This window comes from Nitratireductor sp. PBL-C9, from assembly GCF_050877045.1.
GTDB lineage: Bacteria > Pseudomonadota > Alphaproteobacteria > Rhizobiales > Rhizobiaceae > Nitratireductor > Nitratireductor aquimarinus.
This window is the reverse complement of the sequence record NZ_JBPAXW010000004.1, coordinates 241,109-267,343: the sequence shown is the minus strand read 5'-3', so window position 1 is coordinate 267,343 and position 26,235 is coordinate 241,109. Positions and strand designations below refer to the sequence as shown.

Below are 26,235 nucleotides of genomic sequence, written 5' to 3'. Positions count from 1 at the left end.
AGGGAACGCGGCGGGCTGCCGCGTTGAAAGGGGATTTGCCGCTACCTATAACTGACCGGATGGGAGAGCTGGCCTTTGGGCCGGAGCCCGGATCAAGAAAAGGAACACGAATGCCCTGGAACAATCAAAGTGGCGGAGGCGGCCCTTGGGGCGGCGGCAATAACGGGGGGCCCTGGGACCAGGGACCGCGTGGGCCGAGCGGACCGCAGGGATCTCCGCCCGATCTGGAAGAGATCATCAAACGCGGACAGGACCGGTTGAAGAACGCACTGCCCGGTGGCGGTGGCGTCAGCCCGGCCATGATCGTTCTGGTGCTCGTTGCGTTGGCCGGTCTGTGGCTGTTCAAATCCGTTTACACGGTTCAGCCGGACGAACTGGCGGTGGAACTGCGTTTCGGTAAGCCGAAGCCGGAACTCTCCGAGCCGGGCCTGCACTTCCATTGGTGGCCGATCGAAACGGTCGAGAAGGCCACGGTCGCCGAGCGTCTGGTGGACATTGGTGAGACGCGGGGCGGCACGTCCAGCGGTCTCATGCTGTCCGGTGACCAGAACATCGTCGACGTGAAGTTCTCCGTCGCCTATCAGGTTGCCGATCCTTCAGCCTATCTGTTCAATGTCGCCAATCCCGACGAAACCCTGCGCCAGGTTGCCGAAAGCGCCATGCGTGAGGTTGTCGGTCGCAGGCCGGCTCAGGACATCTTCCGTGATGACCGTCAGGGCATTGCCGAGGATGTGCGCACGACCATCCAGACCGCGCTTGACGAATATGGCACGGGTCTGACGGTCAACGCCCTGTCGATCGAGGACGCTGCGCCGCCGCGCGAAGTGGCCGATGCGTTTGACGAGGTGCAGCGCGCCGAGCAGGACGAAGACCGCTTCGTTGAGGAATCCAACCAGTACTCCAACCAGCAGCTCGGTCAGGCCCGTGGTGAAGCGGCCCAGATCCGCGAAGAAGCCGCGGCCTATAAAAACCGCGTCGTGCAGGAAGCCGAAGGTGAGGCACAGCGCTTCGTCTCCGTCTATGACGAGTACGCAAAGGCCCCGGCCGTGACACGCAAGAGGCTGTTCCTCGAAACCATGGAAAACGTGCTTCAGGGCTCGAACAAGGTGATTGTCGGCCAGGATGGCGGTTCGGGCGTTGTGCCCTATCTGCCGCTGCCTGAACTTCGCCAGCAATCGCAGCCGCGCACGACTGCGGGAGGGAGCAACTGATGTCCAACCGTTTCCCCATTCTCGTCGTCATTGGCGCGGTCATCCTGTTCCTGGTCTATTCGTCGATCTTCGTGGTCAATGAACGCCAGCAGGCCATCGTTCTTCGCTTCGGTGAAATCGTCGATGTGAAGACCGAGCCGGGTCTCTACTTCAAACTTCCGTTCGGCTTCCTCGAAGCGGACAACGTCCAGATCATCGAAGACCGCATCCTGCGCTTCGACCTTGACGACATCCGCGTTCAGGTCTCGGGCGGCAAGTTCTACGAAGTGGACGCCTTCATCGCTTACTCGATCAGCGATCCCCGCCGTTTCCGGCAGGCCGTTTCGGGTAGCGTCGCTCTTGCCGAGCAGCGTCTGCGCACGCGTCTCGACTCCGCTCTGCGCGGTGTCTATGGCCGTCGCGGCTTTGAGGCTGCACTTTCGGAAGAGCGCGCATCGATGATGCGTGAAGTCGCCGACGAACTGCGTCCCGCCGCTGCATCGCTGGGCCTGGAGATCGAAGACGTGCGCATTCGCCGGACCGATCTGACGGCAGAGGTCTCTCAGCAGACCTATGACCGAATGAAGGCCGAGCGTCTTGCCGAGGCCGAGCGCCTGCGTGCCCGTGGTCGTGAGGCCGCTGCCCGCATCCGCGCCCGCGCCGACCGTGAGGTCGTCGAGATCCTGGCTGCTGCACAGCGTGAATCGGAAATCCTGCGTGGTGAGGGCGAAGCAGAGCGCAACGCCATCTTCGCCGATGCTTTCTCGCGCGATGAGGACTTCTTCGAGTTCTATCGTTCGATGAATGCTTACCAGCAGGCGCTGAACCCGGAAGGCACGACCATGCTGCTTTCGCCGGATTCGGAGTTCTTCCGCTTCTTCAACGACTCGACCGGCGGTGCCTCGGGCTCATCCGCTCCGGCGGCTCCGGCCGCACAGGGCGCGACGGCCGGCCAGTAGCCGGCGGTCGACATGAGCGACTTCCTTGCCGCTCTGGGCCTTGTCCTCGTTATCGAGGGTCTGGTCTACGGCGGCATGCCAGGGCTGGCCAAGAGGCTTGCCGAGCAGGTCCTCGAAATGCCGGACAGTGCGCTTCGCACTGCCGGCATCACCGCCATGATGCTGGGGGTGTTCTTGGTCTGGCTCGTCAGAGGATGAAACATTTTGCGGCCCGTACGGAAATCCCGTGCGGGCCGCAAACGTGCCGTAATCACGGCGAATCATGGAAATTTGAAGCGCCTGTTAATGGAATCGGCCCAGCATAGGGCGTAGAATTCCGGCCAATCGTCGTTCCACCAAGCAAGCCATCTGGAGAAATGCTCTTTATGACCCCATCCAAGATTTTACGCGCCACGCGGGTGGCGCCAGTGGCCGCTCTCCTTGCGCTTGGAGGTCTTGCCGCAACGCCGGTCATCGTTGCGCAGGAAGCGCGGGCGGAAGGCCCGGCCTCGGTTGCAGACCTTGCCGAGCGGCTTGCCGGCGCGGTGGTCAACATTTCCACCTCGCGCTCCGCAGGTGGCGGAAGCTCCGGCCGGGTGCCGCTGCCCAAGCTGCCCGAGGGCTCGCCCCTGCAGGAGTTCTTCGACGATTTCTTTCAGGATGAGCCGGAGGCCGATCGCGGTCCGCGTCAGGCCCAGTCCCTGGGCTCGGGTTTCGTGATCGACGCCAAGGAAGGCATCGTCGTCACCAACAATCACGTGATCTCCGATGCCGACGAGATCGTCGTAAACTTCACCGATGGCGGCAAGCTGGACGCCGAGCTGCTGGGCGTCGACACGAAGACGGATCTTGCCGTTCTCAAGGTGGATGCGAGCAAGCGCGAATTGCAGGAAGTGCCGTTTGGCGATTCCGACAGGATGCGCATCGGCGACTGGGTCATGGCCATCGGCAACCCGTTTGGCCTTGGCGGCACGGTGACGGTGGGCATCGTTTCGGCCCGCAACCGCGAAATTGGTTCCGGCCCCTATGATGATTTCATCCAGACGGATGCGGCCATCAACCGGGGCAATTCCGGTGGCCCGCTTTTTAACATGGATGGTGAGGTGATCGGCATCAACACGGCGATCATTTCGCCGACCGGCGGTTCCATTGGCATCGGCTTCTCCATTCCCTCGGCGCTGGCGATCAAGGTTGTCGATCAGCTGCGCGAGTTCGGCGAGACGCGTCGCGGCTGGCTCGGCGTTCGCATTCAGGAAGTGACCGACGACATTGCCGAGAGCCTCGGCATGGACGAGGCCATGGGTGCGATGGTGAGCGGCGTGATCGAAGGAGGTCCGGTCGATGACGGGTCGATCCAGCCCGGTGACGTGATCATCACCTTCGACGGTCAGACGGTCGAAAATGTGCGCGAACTGCCGCGCATCGTCGCTGAAAGCCCGGTGGGCAAGGAAGTGGATGTCACCGTTGTCCGCAAGGGCGAAGAAGAGACCGTGAAGGTCACGCTCGGTCGTCTTGAAGACAGTGAGAAGCTGGCTTCCACCGAAACGCCGGGCGATGAGCAGGCCAGCGAGAGTGAAGCCGTGTCGTCTGCCGCCGTTCTGGGCATGCACATGGCCGAGCTGAATGACGCGCTGCGCGAGCAGTATGAGATTTCGGCCGATGTGAACGGCGTCGTCATCACCAAGGTGGATGAGGATTCGGTTGCCGCAGACAAGGGCGTTGCCGTTGGCGATGTCATCGTTGAGATCGCCCAGGCGACGGTCTCTACGCCGAAGGAGGCGCTGGACCGTCTTGAGGAGCTGAAAGGGCAGGGCCGCCGCAATGCGCTTCTGATGCTGGCTTCCAAGAATGGCGAGCTGCGCTTCGTAACGCTGCGGATGGACTGATCTTCAGGCAAACTTGCCAGATCAATGCAAAACGGCCCGGAAGCGATGGTTTCCGGGCCGTTCTCTTATATTTGGGGAGAAAAGTGCCGGCTATGCCTGCCGGGCTTTCCAGTCCGCGCGGGACAGGCGGTAGAGCACGTGGCGCTTCAGCCCGGGGTGCGTGTCGGGCACGGCGGGATGGTCGAAATCGTCAGCTGCGTCGTGGCGCATGCCGATGCGGCGCATGACGGCGGTGGAGCGCTCATTGCCGGCAACCGCAAACGAAACGATTTCATCAAGGCCGAGCGTTTCGAAACCGTGGGCGAGCCATGCGCGCGCAGCCTCGCTGACATAGCCCTTGCCCCAGAATTCAGGCGCAAGCCTCCAGCCGATCTCGATGGCGTCTTCGGGCAGGTTGGAGAGCCCGCGCGGGCGGTGAAGCCCAACAAAGCCGATAAGGTCGCCGGTTTCCTTCAGTTCCACCGCTGCAAAGCCGAAACCGTTCTGCTCGATGCCATCGCGGATGAAATCCATCGCTGCGTCGGCGTCCTCGCGGCTGCGACGATAGGGGAAGAACTCCATGATCGTCTCATCGGAGTTGATGTGGTGGAAGAAGGCGCGGTCTTCCTCGCCCCAGTTGCGCAGGATCAGGCGCTCGGTCTCAAGAATCGTCATGTGACGAAGTCCGTTTCGCGATAGCCCTGCAGGAAGAGAAGGGCGGTGAGGTCGCCATGGTCGATGCGCACCCGCGCCTGTTCCGCAACGGCGGGCTTGGCATGGAGGGCAACGCCGAGGCCGGCCAGAACCAGCATGTCGAGATCATTGGCGCCGTCACCCACGGCCAGCACATCGTCCGGCGTCAGGCCGTGTTCTGCGGCAAAGCGGTTTAACGCGACGGCCTTTGCCTCCCGCCCCAGAATGGGTTTCCGGACCTCACCGCTCAGCCGGTCGCCATCGGTCAAAAGATGGTTGGCCTGCTGCGTGTGGAAGCCGAGTTTTGCGCCGACCGGCCCGGTGAACTGTTCGAATCCGCCCGAGACGAGAGCGGTGAATGCGCCTGCGGCTTTCATCGTGGCGACGAGCGCCGGACCGCCGGAAGCGAGCGTGATGCGCTTTTCGATCACGCTGTCGATGACGTTGAGCGGCAGTCCTTTTAAGAGCCCTACACGCTCTTCCAGCGCCGGTTCGAAAGCGATCTCGCCATTCATGGCGCGCCGCGTGATGCCGGCAACGGCGTCCTTCAGACCAAGCTCTGCTGCCAGTTCATCAATACACTCCTGATCGATCATGGTGGAATCCATGTCGGCGATCAGCATCTTCTTGCGCCGGTTGTCGGTTTTCTGCACCGCGACATCGATGGGCGCATCGGCCAGTGCCGTGCGCAGGCGTGCTTCGGCCTCTGCGGCATCGGAACCGGGGGCGAGGGCGATGTCGCAGGCCAGGTTTTCACCCAGCCAGTCGATGGCGCTTGCATCGAGCGCCTCCATGGCCATAGTCGCAACCGCGGGCGTGAGAGCGCGCTTTGCCGGATGAGAGATGAGTGTGGCGACGAGGGACATGGGCGTTTCCGGAATAGTGAGCGGCGGGCATGTTGAATAATGCGATCCTGATAGCGGGGCCGACTGCCAGCGGCAAGTCCGCTCTGGCGCTGGCGCTTGCGCAGGAAACGGGCGGGGTGGTGATCAACGCCGATTCCATGCAGGTCTATGACGTGCTTTCGCTCCTGACCGCGCGGCCCTCTGCCGAAGATCTGAAACGCGCGCCGCACTTTCTCTATGGGCATGTGTCGCCATCGGTCGCCTATTCAACCGGCGCGTGGCTCGACGATGTGGCGAAGCTTGTCGAGAGCGGCGCGCTTGAAGGAAAGCGCCCTGTCTTCGTGGGTGGTACGGGGCTTTATTTCCGCGCGCTTCTGGAAGGCATTGCGCCGGTGCCGCCGGTGCCCGATGCGGTGCGCCGGCACTGGCGTCAGCGCATGGAGAAAGACGGGCCGGAGGCGCTGCACGGGCTTCTGGCCGAGCGCGACCCTGACGCCGCTTCCGCCATAGGCACGGGAGATGCGCAGCGCATCACCCGCGCGCTCGAGGTTTTCGAGGCTTCGGGGCGTCCGCTGAGCGCCTGGCAGCAGGAAAACACGCCGCCGCTGGTCGACCGGGCATCCAGCCGCTGCATTGTTCTGGAGCCGGAACGCGAATTTGTCAGGCAGCGCATCGGCCAGCGCTTCGACCGCATGGTGGAGGAAGGCGCTCTGGAAGAGGTGAAGGCGCTACTGGCGCTTGATCTGCCACCCGAACTGCCGGCGATGAAAGCCATTGGCGTGCCCGAACTGGCAGCCTGTCTCGCCAATGAATGCACGCTGGAAGACGCAATCGAGCGGGCGAAAACCGCCACGCGGCGCTATTCCAAACGCCAGGGCACCTGGTTCCGCAACCAGCTTGGCGAAGACTGGCTCCGTGTGCCGCTTTCTGCGGAAACAACGCTGCCGCGAAGTCTTGCCGGGGTTCTTCAGGCGAGCGCCAAACCGGCGGAATAGAAGCATTCCGCCTGTGGAGATTAACCTTGCGTAAGTGAGACTGTGCGAGAAGGCGATAAAGGGTGTCATTCGGGGCAGGCATGCGTTTCCACAAAGCGGAATCCGCGTTCTTTGTTTTCATTTTGCTGGTGCTGGGCGCGGGTGCCCTGCTTGCCTACGCCTATTGGCTTTTACGCTCCGACATCAGCATTTTTCCGGCTCCGCAGGATCTGAAGAGTTTTATCCAGATTCTGTTCGTCACCGGCGTCCTTCTGGCGACCGCCATCATTTTCGGCATCTTCTTCATCTATCCGCTGATCCGCACCCAGGTGCGCGAGGAGGGGAAGTTACGGGCCATGACGGAAACGCTCAGCGCCCGTTCGGAATCCCTTCAGCACGCCGCCCTGACCGACAGCCTGACAGGCATGCAGAACCGGCGCTTCTTCGATGATGCGCTGCGCGAATATCTGCAGGAGTTCCGCCGCATCGAAAAGCCGGTCGGCCTGATGGTTCTCGATCTCGATCATTTCAAGCAGGTCAACGACACGCATGGTCACGATGTGGGTGACGATGTGCTGCGCGAAGTGGCGCGCTGCCTGAAAGACCTGACCCGCTATCATGATGTGGTCGCGCGCATGGGCGGCGAGGAATTTGCCGTTGTCGCGCCGAACATGAACAATGAATCTCTGGTCAAGCTTGCCGAGCGCATTCGCCGCGCCGTGTCACAGCTCTTGATCGAAGCGAGCAATGTGAACATCCGGGTGACGATCAGCGTCGGCCTGTCCATCTGGGACGGGCGGGAATCGGCTGAGGAATTCTACCGTCGCGCCGACAAGATGCTCTATGAGGCCAAACGCCTGGGCCGTAACCGCGTCTGCGCCTGAGAGGCGACACTTTCCCTACGCTCAACTGAAAGAGCTGAACGCTGCGCTGGCGCGTGGCGTGCTCCCGCATGCATGGCGTCCGGCTCCGGCAGCTTGCCGGAACCTTCATGAGCCGTGCACTGAAAAAATGAAGAGCGCTAGCGGTTTCCGAAATGGCTGCGCGACGGCACTGTGTAGCTCGCCGGACGCGCGTAATCGTCGGACGGCCGGGACCATTGTTCGAAGGTCTCGGGCTGAACAGGCGTCCTTGCCGGCCGGGGCCGGTAGTCGCGGTCGCCGGCCTGCATGTCTGCGGGGACGGGCGAGCCGATATCCGGTGGCGACTGCACCTGCGAGCGCATGGAGCGGCCGGCATCGCGCAGATTTGCCACGATCGAGGCGAGATCCACGTCATTGTCGATGTCTTCGGGGCGCGACGCCTTTTTCTTCGCATCGTCCCGCTGGCCCGGAAGCGCATGTGCCGGCAATTGCTCGAACTTCATGCGCATGGTCGTCGCGACACCCTCGCCAAAGGCGATGGCTTCGCGCCGGCCCATGGCCGAGAGGAATGACAGCATGGACGCAGAGGAGTCCGCGATTGCCGAACGGATGATCGCCTTGTCCTGGTCATTGGCGAGCCGCATGGCGAACACGGTGGAGCACTGCGACAGGACCGTCGGGTCGAGTTCGCCCGGGCGCTGTGTCACCACACCGAGATAGCAGCCATATTTGCGGCCTTCCTTGGCGATGCGTGCGAGCGCATGGCGCGTCGGCGCAAAGCCCAGGCGCGGATCGGCGGGCATGTAGCGGTGTGCTTCCTCGCAGACCACCAGAAGATTGAGCTTTCCATTGCTCCACAGCGCCAGATCGAAGGCGAGGCGGGCCATGACCGAGCAGACGGAATTGACCACCTCCGGCGGCATGCCGGCCATTTCGAAACAGGTCACCGTCTTGCCGTGGCTGGGGATGCGGAAGAGCCTGCCGATCGTTTCGTGGATCGAATCCTCAATGAGGCGAGAGGCGAACATGAAACGGTAACGCGGATCGTTCTGTGCAGCCTCGATGCGTGTGCGCAGGCTGCGATAGATCGGCCGGTCGGACTTGTTGGCAAGCTGGCCGGTGCGCTCCTCGATTTCCTTCAGCACATCGGCCATGCGGTAGGGGACCGGCGTGTCCGCCGTCAGCCCGCCCGTGTCGTTTGACCGTCGCAGCGAGGCAGCGCTTCCCGGATTGCGGTAGAGATGCTTGGCAGCGGGAATGATCTCGCGCAGCAATTCCACCTCTTCCGTCACCGGCTCGCGGCCCCGGAAAAGCACTTCCACCAGTTCTTCAAGGCGAAACAGCCAGAACGGCAGGTCCAGCGTGTTGGTGTCGATACGCACCGCGTATTCCGGCAGGGCGGAGGCGAATTCATTGTGCGGGTCGAGAATGAGCACGCGCAGATCCGGGCGTGAGGCGATGGTCTTGCGCAGGAGAAGCGATACGGCCGACGATTTGCCGACACCGGTGGTGCCGACCACTGCGAAATGGCGGTTCAGCGTGTCATCCACCGCAATACAGGCATCGATGCTTTCGTCCTGCGACAGCTTGCCGATCACGGCCTGCTGGCGGCCGGCCAGATCGTAGACCGCCTGCAGGTCGCGCGAGCGGATGCGGTGGGCGGGAGCGCCGATATGCGGATATTCCGTGATGCCGCGGTCGAACACGGGCTCGGCGCCACGGTCGCGCACTTCGCCGACCAGCTCGACCGAGATCGCGATGGGGTTCGCCTCGCCATCGCGCCAGCGGTGTTCGGGCCGCTCCACCGCATAGACGAGACCGACCGTGCGGATTGCGCCGAGATTGATGGAGATCATCTTGCCGACGGTCCAGTAATTGGACTGGCCGCTGTCATCGGTGTCGGTCTCGGCGGCAATCGTGGCGCGGGAGCCGTCGCAATGCACGACATGGCCAAGCAGGCGCGTGCGCGGCTGATCGGCTGCGCGCCTTTCCTGAGATGTCGTCTCGCCCTGCGTCGTTCCGCGTTCCACAAACATCATGCCACCCCATTATCCCTAACGCTCAAGGCTAGTGCCGCGAAGTTAAGGCGGCGTGTCGCGGGATGGTTGAGGAGGGGTAAACGGGGCTCTTCAAATTGGCCTTATCAAGCTGGTTGACGATGCGTTCAAGCAACCTTATTGTGCGCAGCCATGATGACAGGAAACATTCTTATCGTAGGAAGGCGCATGGGCAAGGCAGCGTAGCTGTCTGGCGAAAGCACCCCATGCGCGAAACACAGGCTCCCTCGGGGGCCTTTTTTATTGGCCCGGTGTTTCCTTGGGGGCGTTGGGCAGCTAAACAAATCGCCGGTAGAGAGAACGGAAAGACCAAGATGAACAAGGCAGTGTCGGAGCCAGCAGCGGACGCATCCGCCCAAAACGAGATGACGGGCGCAGAGATCGTCGTGCAGGCGCTCAAGGACAATGGTGTCGAGGATATTTTCGGATATCCGGGCGGTGCCGTACTTCCCATCTACGACGAGCTCTTCCAGCAGGAAGATGTCCGGCACATTCTTGTACGCCACGAGCAGGGAGCAGGCCACGCAGCCGAGGGCTATGCGCGCGCTACCGGCAAGGCCGGCGTCATGCTGGTGACCTCCGGCCCCGGCGCTACCAATGCGGTGACGCCGCTGCAGGACGCGCTGATGGATTCCATCCCGCTCGTCTGCATCAGTGGTCAGGTTCCCACCGCGCTGATCGGCTCGGACGCCTTCCAGGAGTGCGACACGGTCGGCATTACCCGTCCCTGCACCAAGCACAACTGGCTGGTGAAGGACGTGAACCAGCTTGCCGCGATCATTCACGAGGCTTTCCACGTGGCGACCACGGGCCGCCCGGGACCGGTCGTCGTGGACATTCCCAAGGACATCCAGTTTGCCAAGGGCACCTACACCCCGCCGCAGACCGCGCCGCGCACCAGCTATCACCCGCAGGAGCAGGGCGACATCAACCAGATCAAGGCGGCCATCGAACTGATGGCCAACGCCAAGCGGCCGGTGATCTATTCGGGTGGCGGCGTCATCAATGCCGGTCCGGAGGCGAGCCATCTGCTGCGCGAGCTGGTGGATCTGACGGGCTTCCCGATCACCTCCACGCTGATGGGACTGGGCGCTTATCCGGCATCCGGCGACAACTGGCTCGGCATGCTGGGCATGCACGGCACCTATGAAGCCAACATGGCGATGCATGACTGCGACGTCATGCTGTGCATCGGTGCGCGCTTCGATGACCGCATCACCGGCCGTCTCGACGCCTTTGCGCCGCATTCGCGCAAGATCCACATCGACATCGACCCGTCCTCGATCAACAAGAACGTGCATGTCGACGTGCCGATCATCGGCGATGCAGGCCGCATTCTGGAAGACATGGTGCGCCTGTGGCGCGCGACTGCGAAGGCGGACAAGGCCGCGCTCAAACCCTGGTGGACGCAGATCGACATCTGGCGCGCACGCGACTCGCTCGCCTACAAGCCGAATGACGACATCATCATGCCGCAATACGCGATCCAGCGGCTCTATGAGCTGACCAGGGAGCGCGATGTCTATGTGACGACCGAAGTCGGTCAGCACCAGATGTGGGCGGCGCAGCATTTCGGTTTCGATGCGCCGAACCACTGGATGACCTCCGGTGGTCTGGGCACGATGGGCTACGGCCTGCCGGCGGCGCTTGGCGTGCAGATCGCGCATCCCGACGCGCTGGTCATCGACATTGCAGGCGATGCGTCGGTGCAGATGACCATTCAGGAGATGAGTGCGGCGGTGCAGCACAATGCGCCGATCAAGATCTTCATCCTGAACAACCAGTATATGGGCATGGTGCGTCAGTGGCAGCAGCTGCTGCATGGCAACCGCCTGTCGCACTCCTATACGGAAGCGATGCCTGACTTCGTCAAACTGGCCGAAGCCTATGGCTGCCACGGCATCATGTGCGACAAGCCGGGCAAGCTGGATGACGCCATCCGCGAGATGATTGAAGTCGACAAGCCGGTGATCTTCGATTGCCGTGTTGCCGCACTCGCCAACTGCTTCCCGATGATCCCGTCGGGCAAGGCGCATAACGAGATGCTGCTTCCCGACGAGGCCAGCGACGAGGCGGTGGCCAACGCCATCGACGAAGAGGGCCGGCAATTGGTGTGACGGTTATGAGGCGTCCTGTCTCAGCGGCAGGACGCTTTGTTTTCAGTCAGTTACACGATGGTTTTGCAAAAGAGATTCATGCAATGAACGCGCAGCTACAACCCACCGGCTCTGCCTATTTCATCACCAAGGAAACCCAGGTTGCCGAGACGCGCACCCTGGCCGTCCTCGTCGACAACGAACCGGGCGTTCTTGCCCGCGTGATCGGCCTGTTTTCCGGTCGCGGCTACAACATCGACAGCCTCACCGTCTCCGAGACCGAGCACGAACGCCACCTTTCGCGCATCACCATCGTGACGCGCGGCACGGGCCATGTGCTTCAGCAGATCAAGCATCAGCTCGAGCGCATCGTTCCGGTACACCGCGTGGTGGACCTCTCCATCGTCGCCGATGAGCGCGGCCATGACCGCCCGATGGAGCGTGAACTGGCGCTGGTCAAGGTTCGCGGACAGGGCGAGGACCGCGTCGAGGCGCTGCGCCTGGCAGACGCTTTCCGCGCTCAGGTGATCGACGCCAACACCGAGCACTTCATCTTCGAGATCACGGGGCGTGTCTCCAAGATCGAGCAGTTCATCGCCATCATGAAGCCGCTCGGCCTGGTCGAAGTGTGCCGCACGGGCGTTGCCGCCATGAACCGCGGCCCGGAAGGCATGTAGGCGCAGCCTCTCAGTGAACGGATATTTTCTGCGGGCAGGGCGATCTGTATCTTGCTCGCAGGAAAAATAAGGTCAATAATACTGACCTAATTGCCCCTGTGCCGGGCGACCGTTTGGGAGTTGGCGGATGTCGCCGGACGTTTTCCTTGCCCTCTTGGTTTTCTCCTTCGTCGCTTCGGTGACGCCGGGGCCGAACAATTTCATGTTGCTGGCCTCGGGCGTGAATTTCGGTTTCCGCCGCACCATCCCCCACATGCTTGGCATTGCCGGTGGCTTCGCGTCGCTCCTGCTCGCGGTTGGCTTCGGGCTTGGCGCTGTTCTGACGGCGTTTCCCGCGCTCCACACGATCCTGAAAATCGCCGGCGGGGCCTATCTTCTCTACCTCGCCTGGCGCATCGCCATGTCGCGCGCGCTGGGGCAGGGCGGTGAAGGCAATGCGCAGCCGATGACATTCCTGCAGGCCGCCGCGTTCCAGTGGGTCAATCCGAAGGCCTGGGTCATGGCGCTGACCGCCATGGCGGTCTACACCGACCCCACCGCACCTTTTGCGACGGTTCTCCTTGTCGCGCTCGCCTTCGTCATCGTGAATTTCCCGAGCGTTTCCGTATGGGCCGGGTTCGGCGTGGTTCTGCGCGGCTTTCTGGCCGATCCCGTGCGGCTCAAATGGTTCAACATCGCCATGGGGCTGGCGCTCGCCGCCACCTTATGGCCGATGATGCGCTAGCATTCGCGGGCAGGCTGACAACAATCCATTCCACAAAATGCGGGGTGAGCGGGTCTCTCAGCCACAATTTCTGCGGCTAGATAGTTAGTCGGCTATATGATTGAATGCGCCCCGCGTGAAACGCGGAGCGAGCAAATGGCGGAATTCGACGAGGCCGCCGTTACCTGGCGACTGTTTCTGGTGACGTCTGGCATATGCCTTGTGCTGTTGGCCATAGGCTGGGTGACCTGTGAGCGCGCCGAGGAGAAGCCGCTGCTCGCCGTCCTGGGCGGTGGTTTCACGATCGATCACAACTCTTCGGAAATTCACTACGATCTGGCGGTGCGGGAGATCCGCCATCTGCGCCACGGCATGATCATCGAGGCCGACTTCGAGGACCCTGCGGGCAATGGCTATTATGTGGTGCGCGAGCGCGTGCAGCGCTGGCGCAAGCGCTACAGCCTGCGTTCACCGCCCGTTTGCGGGGTGCGGGCGCGCAAGCGCTATCTCGTCATGCTGCGGGTTCTGAACGATCAGGGCGAGGAAGAGCTGTGGAGCGACATCATCTATGTGAGCAGCCATCTGGGCGAAGACGTGATGCCCGAGCCGCCCCTGACCACCTGGCCCGGCCGGGACCTCTCGCCGCACACGCGCTAGGGAGGGGGCGGACACCGGTTTCAATGCCCCGCTGCATTGCGCTGCTGTGCGTGGTTCGACAGGCTCACCATGAGGGAGGCCGGCTTTGCGCCAGAGGCTTGTTCCATGATGCTTCAGACGGGTTTTTGCCGTCCCATACCCCACCCTCATGGTGAGCCTGTCGAACCACGCACAACACTGTTGCAACGGGTTTGAGCACGAATGGCGTGAGCGATCCTGCTGCCTCCGGTGTGATTGCAGCCTGTTCATTTCGGGCCGAATCTGCTTTCTGGACGGCATGGAATTCTCCCCGCAACAGGATGCAGCGCTTAACGCTGTGGCGAGCTGGCTCAAGGCCGGTCAGACCCAGGTTTTCCGTCTGTTCGGCTACGCCGGAACGGGCAAGACCACGCTGGCGCGCTATTTCGCAGAGCATGTCGATGGCGAGGTGCAGTTCGCCGCATTCACCGGCAAGGCCGCGCAGGTGCTGCGCTCGCGCGGCGCCAAGAATGCCCGCACCATCCATTCGCTGATCTATCGCCCGCGCGGCGAGGAAGAGGTGGAAGACGAGGTGACGGGACGGACCTCCATGTCGCCCACCTTCTCGCTCAACCGCCAGAGCCCCATCGCCAAGGCTGCGATGGTGATCATCGATGAATGCTCCATGGTGGATGAGGCGCTTGGTCGCGACCTCCTGTCGTTCGGCACGCCGATCCTCGTTCTGGGCGATCCCGGCCAGCTTCCGCCGATCTCCGGTGGCGGGTTCTTCACCGAGCATGAGCCGGACCATCTCCTGACCGAAATCCACCGGCAGGCGCGCGACAATCCCATCATCCAGCTTGCGCTCGATGTGCGCGAGGGGCGGGATATCTCCTATGGGGATTATGGTGCGGCCAGGGTCATTTCAAAGGCCGAGGTCGATCAGGATCTGGTGCTTTCTGCCGATCAGGTGCTTGTCGGCACCAACCGCACGCGCCGCCGCTACAATCAGCGCCTGCGCGAGCTGAAGGGGTTCGACGCCGACTATCCGCAGGCCGGCGACAAGCTGGTGTGTCTGCGCAACGATCCCGCCAAGGGGCTGTTGAACGGCTCGCTGTGGAAGGTGATGACCTCGTCGCGCGAGACCGTGAAGCCGGGCATCAACCTTCTGGTCTCGCCCGAAGAGGACGATCCCGATCGCGGGGTGGCCAAGATCAAGCTTTTAAAGGCGGCGTTCGAGGATCCCACGGCGGAAATTCCGTGGCAGACCAAGAAGCGTTACGACGATTTCGACTATGGCTACGCGCTGACCGTGCACAAGGCGCAGGGTTCGCAGTGGGATGAGGTGGTGCTCTTTGATGAGAGCTATGCCTTCCGCGACACGCGCCAGCGCTGGCTCTACACCGCCATTACCCGTGCCTCCGAGCGCCTGACCATCGTGCGCTAAAGCATTTTGCAGCCGGATGCGCGCATCCGGCGTCGCACAAATGCGGGAATGCAGAGAGCATTTTGCAGCCGGATGCGTCCATCCGGTGTCGCACAAATGCGGGAAATCAAAGAGCATTTTGCAGCCGGATGCGCGCATCCGGCGTCGCATAAATGCGGGAATGCAGAGAGCATTTTGCAGCCGGATGTGCGCATCCGGCGCAGCACAAATGCGATAGGGCACTGGCCAATGCCGGTCAGCCCGGCGGCGGGGCTGGTTCCGCGCCCAGCCAATTCCAGGCGTCCTCCACCTTCTCATAGGGAAAATACTCCATCTCCATGGAGAAGAACGGACGGAAAAAGGCGATGGTCGTGCCCATCCAGGCCGGTCCGCCGGCCACTGCATATTTGCGGATGTGCTTCAGTGCGTTGGTCTTGCCGATCATCGTCTGTTCCTTGAAGGCGGCATGCCAGTCGAAGCCTTCATAGTCGTGAATGATGACCAGCACGTCGATCTTGTCGTGCACTTCATAAGCGCCTTCGAGAAGACCGTAGAGGTTTTCCATGTCGGCTGCCGTGATGTGGCCGACGATCTCGAAGGCATAGGCGTCGTCGCGGTCTGTCTCGATGCGCCGCACATTGGGGGGATTGTCGTTGACGGTCATGGTCTGCTCCTGACGCTTTCCGGTTTGCCTCTATCGACCCGGCTTGTCTGTATCGACAACGCGATCTGGGCCTGTCCGTTCCGACCCGAACGCGGTATGGAGCGATGGTAACGCATCGAGCGCAACAGAAAAGCGGGACGCAACAATGCCGGCAAAACTCTCCGTCAATCTCAACGCTGTCGCCATGCTGCGCAACCGGCGCGATCTGCCATGGCCGAGCGTGACCGGGCTTGGCCGCATCGCGCTTCAAGCGGGCGCCTGCGGGCTGACCGTGCATCCGCGCCCCGACCAGCGCCATATCCGCTTTTCCGACCTGCCGGAGATTCGCGCGCTGCTCGATGACGAGTTCCCCGGCCGCGAGTTCAACATCGAGGGCTTTCCCACCGAGGAATTCCTGGCGCTCGTCGAAGAGCATCAGCCCGAACAGGTGACGCTGGTGCCCGACGATCCGGCACAGGCCACCTCCGACCATGGCTGGGACTTTGCCGGGCAGGGCGGTTTTCTAAAACCCGTCATCGCGCGGCTCAAGAAGCAGGGCTTTCGCGTTTCGCTTTTCGCAGACCCCGATCCCGATCAGGTGCCGGCGGCGGCAGCACTCGGGGCGGACCGGATCGAGCTTTACACCGGCCCTTATGGCGGTTGCCATGATGATTCCGAAAAGGCCGCTATCGAACTGGAAAAGCTCGGCAAAACGGCGGACGCCGCTGCTGCGCACGGGCTCGGCGTCAATGCCGGTCACGATCTGACGGTGGCGAACCTTCCGGCCCTTGCGCGCCGCATGCCGGAACTCTGCGAGGTTTCCATTGGCCACGGTCTCACCGCCGACGCGCTGGAATACGGCATGGCGGAAACCGTGCGCCGCTTCATCCGCGCCTGCGAGGGCTGATCCACCTCCAAATCGCCCGCAAATGGTCACGGCATTGCCCAGACCGTTAACGCGCATGGACAGGGTTTCTTAGGATTCCCTGACCTATGCATGGGGTGGGTTTTGAGGTGTTTTAATGCGTATCGTTGCAGTGACCGTGCTGCTCGCGCTGGCGTTGGCAGGCTGTGCCTCGACGCCGCGCAGCATCAACAATGTTTGTACCGTGTTCGACCAGAAGCAGAGCTTTTTCGGCGGCTGGTATACGCAGGCCAAGCGCGCCGAGCGCAAATATGGCGTGCCGGCGGAAGTGCTGATGGCCACCATCCGCATCGAATCCGGCTTCGACGCCGATGCGCGCCCGCCGCGCCGCAAGCTGCTTGGCTTCATTCCGTGGAAGCGCGCCTCCAGCGCCTATGGCTATTCGCAGGCGCTTGATGGCACCTGGCAGCGCTACAAGCGCGAGACCGGCAATATGATGGCGCGGCGCAGCAGCTTCGCCGATGCGGTGGATTTCGTCGGCTGGTATCACCAGACCAGCAACCGCACCAATGGCGTGGCGCTCAACGACGCCTACAGCCTTTACCTGAACTATTATGCCGGCCATGCGGGCTATCGGCGCGGCGTATGGCGCAACAATCCGCAGATGCAGAAATCCGCCCGCAAAGCGGCGACCATGTCCAGCAATTACGGCCGCCAGATGCGCCAGTGCGGGCGCTGAACGACCTGCTTTCCGCATTCGCCTGACCGCATCTCTTCATCGCTCGGCCCCGTATCCACCGGATGCGGGGCCGATGCCGTTTCGCAGGGCCGGGCGGGAGAGGGCGCAATCTCCCCGGACCCTGTGGCAAAGCGGCTTGCATTTTGTTTTTCCCTATGACAGAACCGTACCGTACGGTACGATCCGTAAACGGGAACAGAGACCTTCGTGCGCCACATGTCGGAAATGCAGGATACATTCACACCGCGCCAGCGCGCGGTTCTGGACAAGGCGCTGGGCCTCCTGCTGGAAGGTGGCGAGCGCGCGCTGACGACCGCCGGGCTGGCGCGCGCGGCCAACTGCTCCAAGGAAAGCCTCTACAAATGGTTCGGGGACCGCGACGGTCTTCTGGCGGCCATGATCTCCCATCAGGCGAGCAAGGTGCGCGCCCAGATCGACGGCGGCGAGCGGCTGGATCTTGGCCGGTTCCGCACGCATCTGGTGGATTTCGCAAATGACCTCTTGCAGGTTCTCGGTGGAGATGTATCGCTGGCGCTTAACCGGTTGGCCATTGGACAGGCGAGCCGGGAAGGTAGCCGGCTTGGCGCGCTTCTTATTGAGCGGGGTCGGCATGGTATTGATAAACGTGCCGGCGCGCTTTTGGAGGCCGGCAGGCAGCGCGGCCTTATTGCCTATCACGACCGCGAAACTGCCTATCACACATTATACGGCCTGATCGTGCGCGACCTTCATGTGCGCATGCTTCTGGGCGAGGCCGGTGTGCGCCGGCCTGAACATTACGCCGTCCTTGCAGAAGAGGCGGTGGACCAGTTTTTCGTGCTTTTCGGGGTGCGGAAAAACGAGACGACCGGCCGCGACAGCGTCTAAGGCGGTCGAAGGTGAACTACAGTCAGTTGGATCAGGAAAGGAATTGAGTATGCGGGTGTATTATGATCGCGATGCCGATCTCAATCTCATCAAGAGCAAGAAGGTCGCCATTATCGGTTATGGCAGCCAGGGTCGCGCGCACGCGCTGAACCTGAAGGATTCCGGCGCCAAGGAAATCGCCGTGGCGCTGCGTCCGGGTTCTGCAACCGCCAAGAAGGTCGAGGCCGATGGCCTCAAGGTGATGTCGGTGGCCGAGGCTGCTGCATGGGCCGACCTGATGATGATGGCCACGCCCGACGAGCTGCAGGCCGGCATCTACAATTCCGAGATCGCGCCGAACATCCGCGACGGTGCGGCCATTGCCTTCGCGCACGGCCTCAACGTGCATTTCGGCCTGATCGAGCCGAAGAAGACCGTCGACGTGCTGATGGTCGCGCCGAAGGGCCCGGGTCACACCGTGCGCGGCGAATATGAGAAGGGCGGCGGCGTGCCGTGCCTGGTCGCCGTTCACCAGGACGCTTCCGGCAATGCGCTGGACCTCGGCCTGTCCTACGCCTGCGGCGTTGGCGGCGGCCGTTCGGGCATCATCGAGACCACGTTCCGCGAAGAGTGCGAGACGGATCTGTTCGGTGAGCAGGTCGTTCTGTGCGGCGGTCTGGTCGAGCTCATCCGCGCCGGCTTCGAGACGCTGGTCGAGGGCGGTTACGCTCCCGAAATGGCCTATTTCGAGTGCCTGCACGAAGTGAAGCTGATCGTCGACCTCATCTATGAGGGCGGCATTGCCAACATGAACTACTCGATCTCCAACACCGCTGAGTGGGGCGAGTATGTCTCTGGCCCGCGCATCATCACGGCAGAGACCAAGGCAGAGATGAAGCGCGTTCTGCACGACATCCAGTCCGGCCGTTTCACCACCGAGTGGATGCAGGAGTGGCACGCAGGTGCGGCCCGCTTCAAGGCGACCCGTCGCCTGAACGACGAGCATCCGATCGAGGAAGTTGGCGAGAAGCTGCGCGGCATGATGCCGTGGATCTCCAAGAACAAGCTGGTGGACAAGGAAAAGAACTGATCTTTTCCAAAGTCTCAGACAGAAGGCCGCGGCATTGCCCGCGGCCTTTTTCTTTGCCGGTCTTCCGCCTGCCCGTCCCGCGATGAAACAGGTTTCTGGCACGGTTTTCGCTGCATGACCCGTAAGTACCGCAAGAACCGCATGTGCCTCTTGCCACCGGTCAGGCGCGCCTGACGGGCATGGAGGCGAAGAGGCATGGAGGCGAAAAGCCAGCCGCGCCTGCGGGCGCGGGAAAGACTAGGAGGCGAAGATGATGTCGGACATGAAAAGGCCGGTGGGGGAAAGGCGGGTGGACGAAAGACGGGCGGGCGGAAAACCGGCGCACGCAGGCAGCCCGTTTCCCTCAGAGCGCCGCGCGGCCGGGCGTGAGGATGCGACGCGTCACGCGAGGCTCTTCTGGAACCATGGCGGCTGCATGCTTCTGGGCGTTGTTCTGGACCAGAACGCGCACGGTGCGCGCATCCGCTTCGGCGACATCTGCGCCGTGCCGGACGCCTTCTACATAGAGATAGAAGGCAGCGACCGCGTCCGCTCGGCGGTCATCCGCTGGCGCAGCCTGACGGAGATTGGTGTGGCGTTTGAGTGAGGGGGGGGCTGGCGACCAATTTGGGGAGGCGGTCATTTGGGTCCCGACTACACTTTTGCGGCAACGCGGCTCCTGCTGTGCCGTTCGATGTGCGGCGTAGAAAAGCTCATATGGGCGGGAAGTGTGAATTCGCTGCGCGTGCGAAGGAATCTCGTGCACCATGAGGAAGCGGACATTCAACCGCATACCTGGCCAGAACCTACCAGCTCAGGCACGCCGGGTGGGCAGCGGACGTTTGCCGCAAATGCGAGAACTGGCACGTAAATTACTTATGTTTTTAGCCGAACCACCTTCACAGCGCTTGCTGTAACCACTCACGCTCAAATTCTGATAGCGCTCCCTTAGGATCCTGAATGGCTTCGTACAAGCGGTTCCTCAAGGTAGTCTTGGTGTCACCATCAACGTAGAACGCCTGCGAAATCTGAATGGGCACGCCTTCCTCGTCCAATTCCTTGAGAATTTCCGGCTGAAACCAGCTACCAATGCTGCCAAGAAACAGACTGTAGTCGGCTTGTGGCGACGACTGGCGGACAAATAGCTCTACCAATGCAAAGTTTTGCGGCAATCCATACTCGCAAGCCCGCAAGAATTTGAAGATGTTGTCTTGGTTCTCGGGTTGCCCTTTGTAGCTTTGATCCTGACTCAGAAGGAAATTTTTTAGGCTTGTTGCCTTTCGAAGTCTGTCGATGAGTGTAGCAAGTTGTTTGGTATTGAACGCTCCAAAGGAGCCGACCTTCTGTTGAGAGCAGAATACATCACAGACTTCGAGAATCTCGGGCCATCTTGGCCGGTTTGCCCAAATCAATCGGTCGCTCTCTTCAAGGGAGCCGATTACTTGCTCTTTTATGGCTATAGCTTTTTCCAACCCGATCGAAGACGCCAATTTAAGTTCGTCGCCCTCAAGACCTAACCTATCCCGGTAGTAACGAAATCTGTCATCTGACCGCTTTGACCTATCCGGTTTTTCGATATGTACGATGTACTCGTCGGGTAAATCGTCATCCTCTGAAAACAGTGTTGGGCTGACTTCCAGTTCGGTGTGCTCAGGGATATCATTGAAGACCATAACTTGGCCGACGTGATGCTGTCCGAGCCGCCCAGCGCGTCCCTTGATATTTGAGTAAGTGAAGAAGTCATACGAATCCCGATTAATCTTTTTGTCAAAGATCATGACTGTCTTTGCCGCCGTGTTGACGCCTTCAATGAGCGTTGAGGTGCAAAGCAGTATGGGCAGTTTACCTTGATTAAAGAGGCGAACCATTTGCGCAGCAATTGCTCGCGGAATGCGGCCATGATGGACACCAAACCCATAGTCGACTGCCACAGATAGGAAATTGTTTCGCCCAATATTGTTCTTCAACCAAACGGAGAAGTCGCTTGTGTCTTCTGCCACGGCCATCTTTTCAGAAAGCTCGATTGCAAGTTTGTTGGCTTTGCCCGGTGACGAGATAAAGACAAGCGCAGGCCAGTTTTTATCCTCGCCAATTTCTTCGATCAAGCGCTCACGCTTGTCCGATACCGCTCGAAGGTCCAAGGTCTCTACCGCGACCGTAGAAAACCGAGTTCGCAGAAATTCAAAGTTCCAGCGGGCATCTGGTGCAACAGATATCTTGTCGATATTGGGGCCAAGAAAAAAGAACTGCTTCGACCTCTTGAGCAAACGGTAGACCGCAGCGTTAAGTGTGATGCTTCGCTCGTCACGCCTGTCCGGATCAAGTTTGTAAAACTCGTCAACAACGGTGAGGTCCAAATCTCCCAAGTCTTCTCGATATATCAGTCGTTCTTGGGTCCCAAGGAAAATGGTCGGATCATCCGTCGATGTTTCGCTCTGGTGCATCACCAGCTTGAACTTTTCGGAAAAACGATCCCGAAAGCGCCTTCTGAATTCGTCGAGTAGCGCAATCGTCGGCAGTACAACAGCCACACGACGATAACGTTCAGTCGAGAGCAGAGCGTCGATCAGCAGGCTCTTTCCAAAGCTGGTTGGGGCGCTCAAGATGAGATTACGGCCCGCAAGGAGAGCATCCAGAGCTTTGATTTGTTCGCGGTGAAACGTTACCCCTCCTAATTCGGGAGCAGTTACAGCTTCAGCGACAAGTGCGTCTGTCTCGTCTGCCCACTCCGTTTCGATGTAGTTCCACAGTCCTGTTGAACGGGCCAAAGAGCTTACTAGGGGCCGATAACTTAGGAGTTCTTCTGGGTGGGTGTCTAAGAGGTCGGCAAGTCTGGGAACAACCTCAAGCAAGTTTGGGTCATCGGCGTCGGTTGACTGAATGGCAAAGGACGCGGCTTGCAGCACTCGAAACGTTTCGCGCTTCAAATCGGAGCCAGAAAGCAAATTTAGGTCATTCCAGTTAATATCCAAAACTGGCATTTATTACACCTTATCCAATTTGCAGCCCTTTAAGGCGGTCATCGAAGGCTTTGTTGAGCGCATCCTTGTCACCCAACGGGACGTAAATGAGTTTGAGTTTTATTTTTTCAGTCAGCTCTGATGCCCTCAATTTTTCCCACAAGGCTTTCATCTCGGCGTCCACCTCCGCGCTGTAATCTTCACTTGCTGACACGTGGCTCGCTGTCGCATCGCTATTCGCGGCGATCAAAACGGGGAAAACTGCACTCGCAATTAGATCGTCTAAAGAAGCTTCCGCCGACAGGAGTTTCTTGATCTTTGCGCTGTGTGGAATGTCGTTGGATACCTGTGGCCCAAGCAATAACTTCTCGTTCTTGAGGAAACCCGCCGTGATGTGCCCTTTTATGGATCCGATTGCATCCTTAATCGCGTCATTCCGGTCTTTGAAAAACTTCGCTTCGCCCAACCAAAGTTCTATATCATCAACTCCGACGTACCGCACATGAACCAGGTCAAATGCCTTTACCGGATCGTTTGACGCACTCAGATAGTTAACTCTAGCCGCGACGGGTATTGTATTGAAATAGGTCCGGCAAACAGCGTGAGCAGCAACCTCGCCTACCTCGCCACGCCGCTCATATTTCTCACTGGTGTAAACTCTGGAGGCTGCCTGCTTGAGGCGAACAAAGGTGTTAGTATGGTTCGTGTCGCGAAGTTCGTCAGACTTTAGAGCGTAGTCTATAATCCATTCTATCAGATTGTCAGCGAGACCAGAGCAACGCCACTCGGATAGTTCGAAGCCTGCGCAATAGCTCTCCAAGCTTTCATTCGATTCGGTAAGTCGAGTTAGAATACAATTGGGGGCAATTTGGTAAGGGTTTGACATTCAACACGCTGCTCTTAGTCTTATGACTAGACTCTGCCCTAAAACCTTCGACCCGGCAACTCTTGAGGGTTACGCACCCGGCAATTCTGCACCTCGTTTCCATTGTTTTGATGGCTCGGATCTGACTGCTCAACAGAACGACATCAGTCCTATCCCGCAGCGACCGCCTCTGCATTTGTGGTTCGAGGAGGAAACGGCAGCTTCGCGAAGGTTCTGACGTAACGTCCGAATATACCTTGAATGTCTGGTTTGGGCCGGAAGCACCAGCGCATTCAGCACCACCGAATGTCAGCTAACCGCAATCGGAGCAGATTAGTGGCCAGTCTCCTTGCGGCCCCACATCCTCCTTCAGCGGAGGGCAGGTTTCGAGCCGCGCCATTCGCTCACCCCTCAATCCCACCCCTTCAAGCCCAAGAGCTTCTCCCCCAGCTCCGTAAGCTTCGCCGTTTTCGCATTCTTCTTCTCCCATTCGCGCGGGTCGCCGGGGAAGGCGTCGCGTTTGGGGTGGTCGCGTTCGCGCCACAGGTGGATGCGCTCGCGCCGCTCCGCTTCGTTCTCGAACTCGGCCGGATGCATCGACACATATTGCGCCATCCGCACCCGGTCCTTCGAATGGTTGGGCCGCACGCCATGCGCCAGAAGCGAGTTGAAGATCAGGAGGTCGCCGGCTTCCATGTCGATATTGGTGATCGAAAGGCCCGTTATGTCCGGGTGCATCGGGTCGCGGTCGGCGGGCTGGGTCTTCACCCATTCGTCAAAATGCTCGAACAGTTCGGGAATGCACTGGAAACCGCCCACATCGCCGTCCTGCTTCTTCAGGCTCAGCACGCCCTGAACGCCGATGGGCAGCGGGCGGAGCGAGGTGTCGGCGTCCCAGTGGATGAAGCCATCGGGATTGCCGGGGCTCTTCTTCGGCACGTTCAGATTGGCGCGGTCGATGGTCACCCACAGATCTTCGCGGTCCCATATGTCCACGAAGGCGTCATAGATGCGCGGCTCCATGCGGTTGTCCCACAGATACTGGTGATTGTAGATCTCCAGCATGCCGGTGTTGTTGAGCTCCTTCATCTTGTGCGCGCGGCGCTGCGGGGCATACCAGGTGGAGGGATCGTTCGGGTCTTTCTCGTCGAACGCCCACAGGAGGTCCGCCAGCCGCTCCACATTCTCGCGCGGCACGGCCTGCCGCACGATCACATAGCCCTTGGTGATCCAGTGCTGCCAGTCGTCCTTCGAGAGAACGCGCAGCGGCAGGGTCTTCTCGATGTCCTTGAGCTGTGAGCCGACCTTGGTCGACGAGGGATGCGCATCGCGCTTGATGGCTGCTTCCTGCATGGCTTCCTCCCAGATATCCTGCCTTGCAAGCCTAGCGCGCTTGCGCGGGCGGTGTTGTACTCACATGGCCGATATTGATACTATTCTGGCGTCATGTCCTGTGAGTGCGCTCTATGAGACCGTTTCTGGAAAAGCTGCCCGCCATTCCCGGCGCGTCGTGGAGCCTTTTGAACCGGCGGCTGGAGGAGGGCATTCCCTTCGAGTGGCACCACCATCCCGAATATGAGCTGACGCTGACGCTTAATTCTCAGGGGCAGCGTTTTGTTGGTGATCATGTGGGCGAATATGGCGATGGCGATCTGGTTCTGGTGGGCGCGAACCTGCCGCACACCTGGGCCTCGCGCACCAGACCGGACCCCGCGCACCCGCATGTGGCGCTGGTCATGTGGTTTCGCCATGAATGGGCGCAGGCGCTGGGCGAGGGGTTTGCCGAGTTGCGGCCCATTGCCGGGCTTCTGGCGCGGGCGGAGGCGGGGCTCGCCTTTTCGCCGCAGGCGGCGTCGCGCGCCCGGCCGATGATCGAGGCGCTGTTCGAGGCGGAGCTGGCCGAGCGCTTTCTGGCGCTGGTGCGGGTGCTTCTGGTTCTGGCCGGCGATGACGGGGCCGCGCCGCTGGCGGGCACGGTTGCCGCCCGTGATCTCGACAGCGCCGACCGCGAGCGCATCGACCGCGTGCTGCTTCACATTCACAGGCATTATGCCGCCGGCATCGCCAATGAGGATCTGGCCGGGATCGCGGCGCTCAGCCCGTCCGGCCTGCACCGGCTCTTTCGCCGCCACATGCGCACCAGCATTTCGGACTATGTGATGCGGCTGCGCATCGGCGAGGCGTGCGCCCGGCTTTCATCCGGCGATCAGCCCATCGGCCATGTGGCCGAGGCGGTCGGCTATCGCGCTTTGGCGAATTTCAACCGCCAGTTCAAGGCGCTGCGCGGCATGACGCCACGCGCCTATCGCGCACTCTTTCGCGGCTGATGGGGGTGCTGTTGGCTTTCGGGGAAGTCGAGCACCGTGAAAGGTCTGATACGCCATCAGTGTTGCACTGTGCATGATGGCGCGTTGCATTGACGTTGCGCGTGGTTCGCCCTTCGACAAGCTCACCATGAGGGAGGGGGCGCTTTGCAGTGCGTCTGGCTCCGTGACTGCAGTGATTAACCCACCCCCTCATGGTGAGCTTCCTGAGCTTGTCGAAGGGCGAACCACGCACAACGCTGCTGCAACAGGATCGAGCGCACCTGAAATCCTCATATACCCCACGTCGTGACACCCGACCGGGCCAATCGCGCCCTAACGCCCATAAGGCGAAACACACGCTCTGCGCCCCCCTTTATAAGGCTGGAACGTGTTGTCGTGCGCGCGGTAGGAGCGATAGCGGTCGTGACACCAGGCAAGATGCGCCGCGCGGGCATCGTGGCCGGGATAGGCCCGCCTTGCGGTGCTGCGCTGTTCCGGCTGCCGTTCATACCGCCAGTGAAAGCTGCGCGCGCCATGGCGCGGGCGCAGGATCGGCCGGCCGGGTCCGTAGACATCGTTGAAGCCATAGAATTCGCCGGCAAAGCGGCCATGGGGATCGTGCCAGCGTGACCAGAAGGGCACGGCGCGGTCGCGCCAGCGGCGTTCGTGGGCGCAGCGCTCGCGCCAGTGCCGGCGGTGTGCTTCGCCGAGCGTCAGCTGCATGCGGCCCGGAAACAGCCGGCGCATGGCGCGGCGCTCGTTCCAGCCATCGGCCCAGTCATCGGCCCAGCCATCGGCGCAGGCGCGGTTCGCATCCACCCAGCCGACGAGGCTGCCGGCAGAAGTCGTTTCCACACCGAGCAGGCAAAACAGGGCAATCAGGATAAGTCTCAGATGAAACATGAGGCGCAACTCCAGGGTGACGTCCTGAAGCCTATGCGTGCCGTTTCGATTTAAAAGTCTGATTGTATTCAGACTTTTTGAAAATTCAGATTGCCCG

At 60.9% G+C, this 26,235-nt stretch carries 25 protein-coding genes; 17 read left to right on the top strand and 8 right to left on the bottom strand.

The window, feature by feature from the left end:
• The first annotated feature begins 110 nt into the window (after nucleotides 1-110).
• The 4 genes from hflK to ACRTG1_RS11150 all read left to right on the top strand — a co-directional run bounded on the left by hflK (nucleotide 111) and on the right by ACRTG1_RS11150 (nucleotide 4,014).
• Nucleotides 111-1,211, top strand: coding sequence for an FtsH protease activity modulator HflK (hflK, locus tag ACRTG1_RS11165; protein ID WP_206543867.1), 1,101 nt, complete (start codon nucleotides 111-113; stop codon nucleotides 1,209-1,211).
• Nucleotides 1,211-2,149 (top strand): protease modulator HflC, encoded by a 939-nt coding sequence (gene hflC, locus ACRTG1_RS11160; RefSeq protein WP_206543866.1) that lies wholly within the window; start codon nucleotides 1,211-1,213, stop codon nucleotides 2,147-2,149. Before hflK ends, hflC begins: the two co-directional genes overlap by 1 nt.
• Before the next feature lie 12 nt (nucleotides 2,150-2,161).
• Nucleotides 2,162-2,347, top strand: coding sequence for a DUF2065 domain-containing protein (locus tag ACRTG1_RS11155; RefSeq protein WP_206543865.1), 186 nt, complete (start codon nucleotides 2,162-2,164; stop codon nucleotides 2,345-2,347).
• Nucleotides 2,348-2,514: 167 nt separating this feature from the next.
• Nucleotides 2,515-4,014 (top strand): DegQ family serine endoprotease, encoded by a 1,500-nt coding sequence (locus tag ACRTG1_RS11150; RefSeq protein WP_432516286.1) that lies wholly within the window; start codon nucleotides 2,515-2,517, stop codon nucleotides 4,012-4,014.
• Between the two features lie 90 nt (nucleotides 4,015-4,104).
• Here the strand turns inward: ACRTG1_RS11150 and ACRTG1_RS11145 are convergent, their stop codons facing one another.
• Entirely contained in the window at nucleotides 4,105-4,668 is a 564-nt protein-coding gene (locus ACRTG1_RS11145; protein WP_432516285.1) for a GNAT family N-acetyltransferase, read from the bottom strand.
• Entirely contained in the window at nucleotides 4,665-5,552 is an 888-nt protein-coding gene (gene serB, locus ACRTG1_RS11140; RefSeq protein WP_432516284.1) for a phosphoserine phosphatase SerB, read from the bottom strand. Before serB ends, ACRTG1_RS11145 begins: the two co-directional genes overlap by 4 nt.
• Nucleotides 5,553-5,581: 29 nt before the next feature.
• Between serB and miaA the strand changes: the two genes are divergently transcribed.
• Together miaA and ACRTG1_RS11130 are read left to right on the top strand one after the other, a co-directional pair.
• Nucleotides 5,582-6,526 (top strand): tRNA (adenosine(37)-N6)-dimethylallyltransferase MiaA, encoded by a 945-nt coding sequence (gene miaA / locus ACRTG1_RS11135; RefSeq protein ID WP_432516283.1) that lies wholly within the window; start codon nucleotides 5,582-5,584, stop codon nucleotides 6,524-6,526.
• Between the two features lie 80 nt (nucleotides 6,527-6,606).
• Entirely contained in the window at nucleotides 6,607-7,389 is a 783-nt protein-coding gene (locus tag ACRTG1_RS11130; protein WP_113155601.1) for a GGDEF domain-containing protein, read from the top strand.
• 137 nt (nucleotides 7,390-7,526) lie between these two features.
• Here the strand turns inward: ACRTG1_RS11130 and ACRTG1_RS11125 are convergent, their stop codons facing one another.
• Nucleotides 7,527-9,404 carry an ATP-binding protein gene (locus tag ACRTG1_RS11125; protein ID WP_206548298.1) on the bottom strand — a complete coding sequence of 626 codons (1,878 nt, stop codon included), beginning with the start codon at nucleotides 9,402-9,404 and terminating at the stop codon, nucleotides 7,527-7,529.
• 335 nt (nucleotides 9,405-9,739) lie between these two features.
• On the opposite strand from ACRTG1_RS11125, the gene ACRTG1_RS11120 reads away from it, so the two are divergent.
• The 5 genes from ACRTG1_RS11120 (at nucleotide 9,740) to ACRTG1_RS11100 (ending at nucleotide 14,963) form a co-directional block, all read left to right on the top strand.
• A complete protein-coding gene (locus ACRTG1_RS11120) occupies nucleotides 9,740-11,542 on the top strand; it encodes an acetolactate synthase 3 large subunit (RefSeq protein WP_113155600.1) in 1,803 nt (600 codons plus the stop codon).
• Between the two features lie 83 nt (nucleotides 11,543-11,625).
• A complete protein-coding gene (ilvN, locus tag ACRTG1_RS11115; RefSeq protein WP_113155599.1) occupies nucleotides 11,626-12,198 on the top strand; it encodes an acetolactate synthase small subunit in 573 nt (190 codons plus the stop codon).
• A gap of 127 nt (nucleotides 12,199-12,325) precedes the next feature.
• On the top strand, nucleotides 12,326-12,922 hold the full coding sequence (locus tag ACRTG1_RS11110) for a LysE family translocator (RefSeq protein ID WP_113155598.1): 597 nt from the start codon (nucleotides 12,326-12,328) through the stop codon (nucleotides 12,920-12,922).
• Nucleotides 12,923-13,057: 135 nt separating this feature from the next.
• A complete protein-coding gene (locus ACRTG1_RS11105; protein WP_432516282.1) occupies nucleotides 13,058-13,558 on the top strand; it encodes a hypothetical protein in 501 nt (166 codons plus the stop codon).
• 277 nt (nucleotides 13,559-13,835) lie between these two features.
• Nucleotides 13,836-14,963: an ATP-dependent DNA helicase gene (locus ACRTG1_RS11100; protein ID WP_206543859.1), complete on the top strand. Its 1,128-nt coding sequence runs from the start codon at nucleotides 13,836-13,838 to the stop codon at nucleotides 14,961-14,963.
• Nucleotides 14,964-15,198: 235 nt separating this feature from the next.
• On the opposite strand, the gene ACRTG1_RS11095 is transcribed toward ACRTG1_RS11100, so the two are convergent.
• On the bottom strand, nucleotides 15,199-15,606 hold the full coding sequence (locus tag ACRTG1_RS11095; RefSeq protein WP_206543858.1) for an STAS/SEC14 domain-containing protein: 408 nt from the start codon (nucleotides 15,604-15,606) through the stop codon (nucleotides 15,199-15,201).
• 145 nt (nucleotides 15,607-15,751) lie between these two features.
• Here ACRTG1_RS11095 and ACRTG1_RS11090 point away from each other — a divergent pair, with 145 nt between their 5' ends.
• From ACRTG1_RS11090 to ACRTG1_RS11070, 5 genes are all read left to right on the top strand, one after another.
• Nucleotides 15,752-16,492, top strand: a complete 741-nt coding sequence (locus ACRTG1_RS11090) for a pyridoxine 5'-phosphate synthase (protein WP_206994186.1) — start codon at nucleotides 15,752-15,754, stop codon at nucleotides 16,490-16,492.
• 115 nt (nucleotides 16,493-16,607) lie between these two features.
• Nucleotides 16,608-17,189, top strand: a complete 582-nt coding sequence (locus ACRTG1_RS11085; RefSeq protein ID WP_113155593.1) for a hypothetical protein — start codon at nucleotides 16,608-16,610, stop codon at nucleotides 17,187-17,189.
• Between the two features lie 216 nt (nucleotides 17,190-17,405).
• Complete coding sequence (locus ACRTG1_RS11080) at nucleotides 17,406-18,056, top strand: TetR/AcrR family transcriptional regulator (protein ID WP_206548118.1); 651 nt, start codon at nucleotides 17,406-17,408, stop codon at nucleotides 18,054-18,056.
• 49 nt (nucleotides 18,057-18,105) lie between these two features.
• Complete coding sequence (gene ilvC, locus ACRTG1_RS11075; RefSeq protein ID WP_113155591.1) at nucleotides 18,106-19,125, top strand: ketol-acid reductoisomerase; 1,020 nt, start codon at nucleotides 18,106-18,108, stop codon at nucleotides 19,123-19,125.
• A 253-nt stretch (nucleotides 19,126-19,378) separates the two neighbouring features.
• Nucleotides 19,379-19,711 carry a hypothetical protein gene (locus ACRTG1_RS11070; RefSeq protein ID WP_432516281.1) on the top strand — a complete coding sequence of 111 codons (333 nt, stop codon included), beginning with the start codon at nucleotides 19,379-19,381 and terminating at the stop codon, nucleotides 19,709-19,711.
• Nucleotides 19,712-20,003: 292 nt separating this feature from the next.
• Here ACRTG1_RS11070 and ACRTG1_RS11065 read toward each other — a convergent pair whose 3' ends face one another.
• From ACRTG1_RS11065 to ACRTG1_RS11055, 3 genes are all read right to left on the bottom strand, one after another.
• Nucleotides 20,004-22,085 carry a DEAD/DEAH box helicase gene (locus ACRTG1_RS11065; RefSeq protein ID WP_432516280.1) on the bottom strand — a complete coding sequence of 694 codons (2,082 nt, stop codon included), beginning with the start codon at nucleotides 22,083-22,085 and terminating at the stop codon, nucleotides 20,004-20,006.
• Nucleotides 22,086-22,095: 10 nt separating this feature from the next.
• Nucleotides 22,096-22,884, bottom strand: a complete 789-nt coding sequence (locus tag ACRTG1_RS11060; protein WP_432516279.1) for a HamA C-terminal domain-containing protein — start codon at nucleotides 22,882-22,884, stop codon at nucleotides 22,096-22,098.
• 456 nt (nucleotides 22,885-23,340) lie between these two features.
• Entirely contained in the window at nucleotides 23,341-24,282 is a 942-nt protein-coding gene (locus tag ACRTG1_RS11055) for a phytanoyl-CoA dioxygenase family protein (RefSeq protein WP_432516278.1), read from the bottom strand.
• 113 nt (nucleotides 24,283-24,395) lie between these two features.
• Here ACRTG1_RS11055 and ACRTG1_RS11050 point away from each other — a divergent pair, with 113 nt between their 5' ends.
• Complete coding sequence (locus ACRTG1_RS11050) at nucleotides 24,396-25,256, top strand: AraC family transcriptional regulator (RefSeq protein ID WP_432516277.1); 861 nt, start codon at nucleotides 24,396-24,398, stop codon at nucleotides 25,254-25,256.
• A gap of 312 nt (nucleotides 25,257-25,568) precedes the next feature.
• Here the strand turns inward: ACRTG1_RS11050 and ACRTG1_RS11045 are convergent, their stop codons facing one another.
• Entirely contained in the window at nucleotides 25,569-26,138 is a 570-nt protein-coding gene (locus ACRTG1_RS11045) for a BA14K family protein (protein WP_432516276.1), read from the bottom strand.
• Nucleotides 26,139-26,235 lie beyond the last annotated feature (97 nt).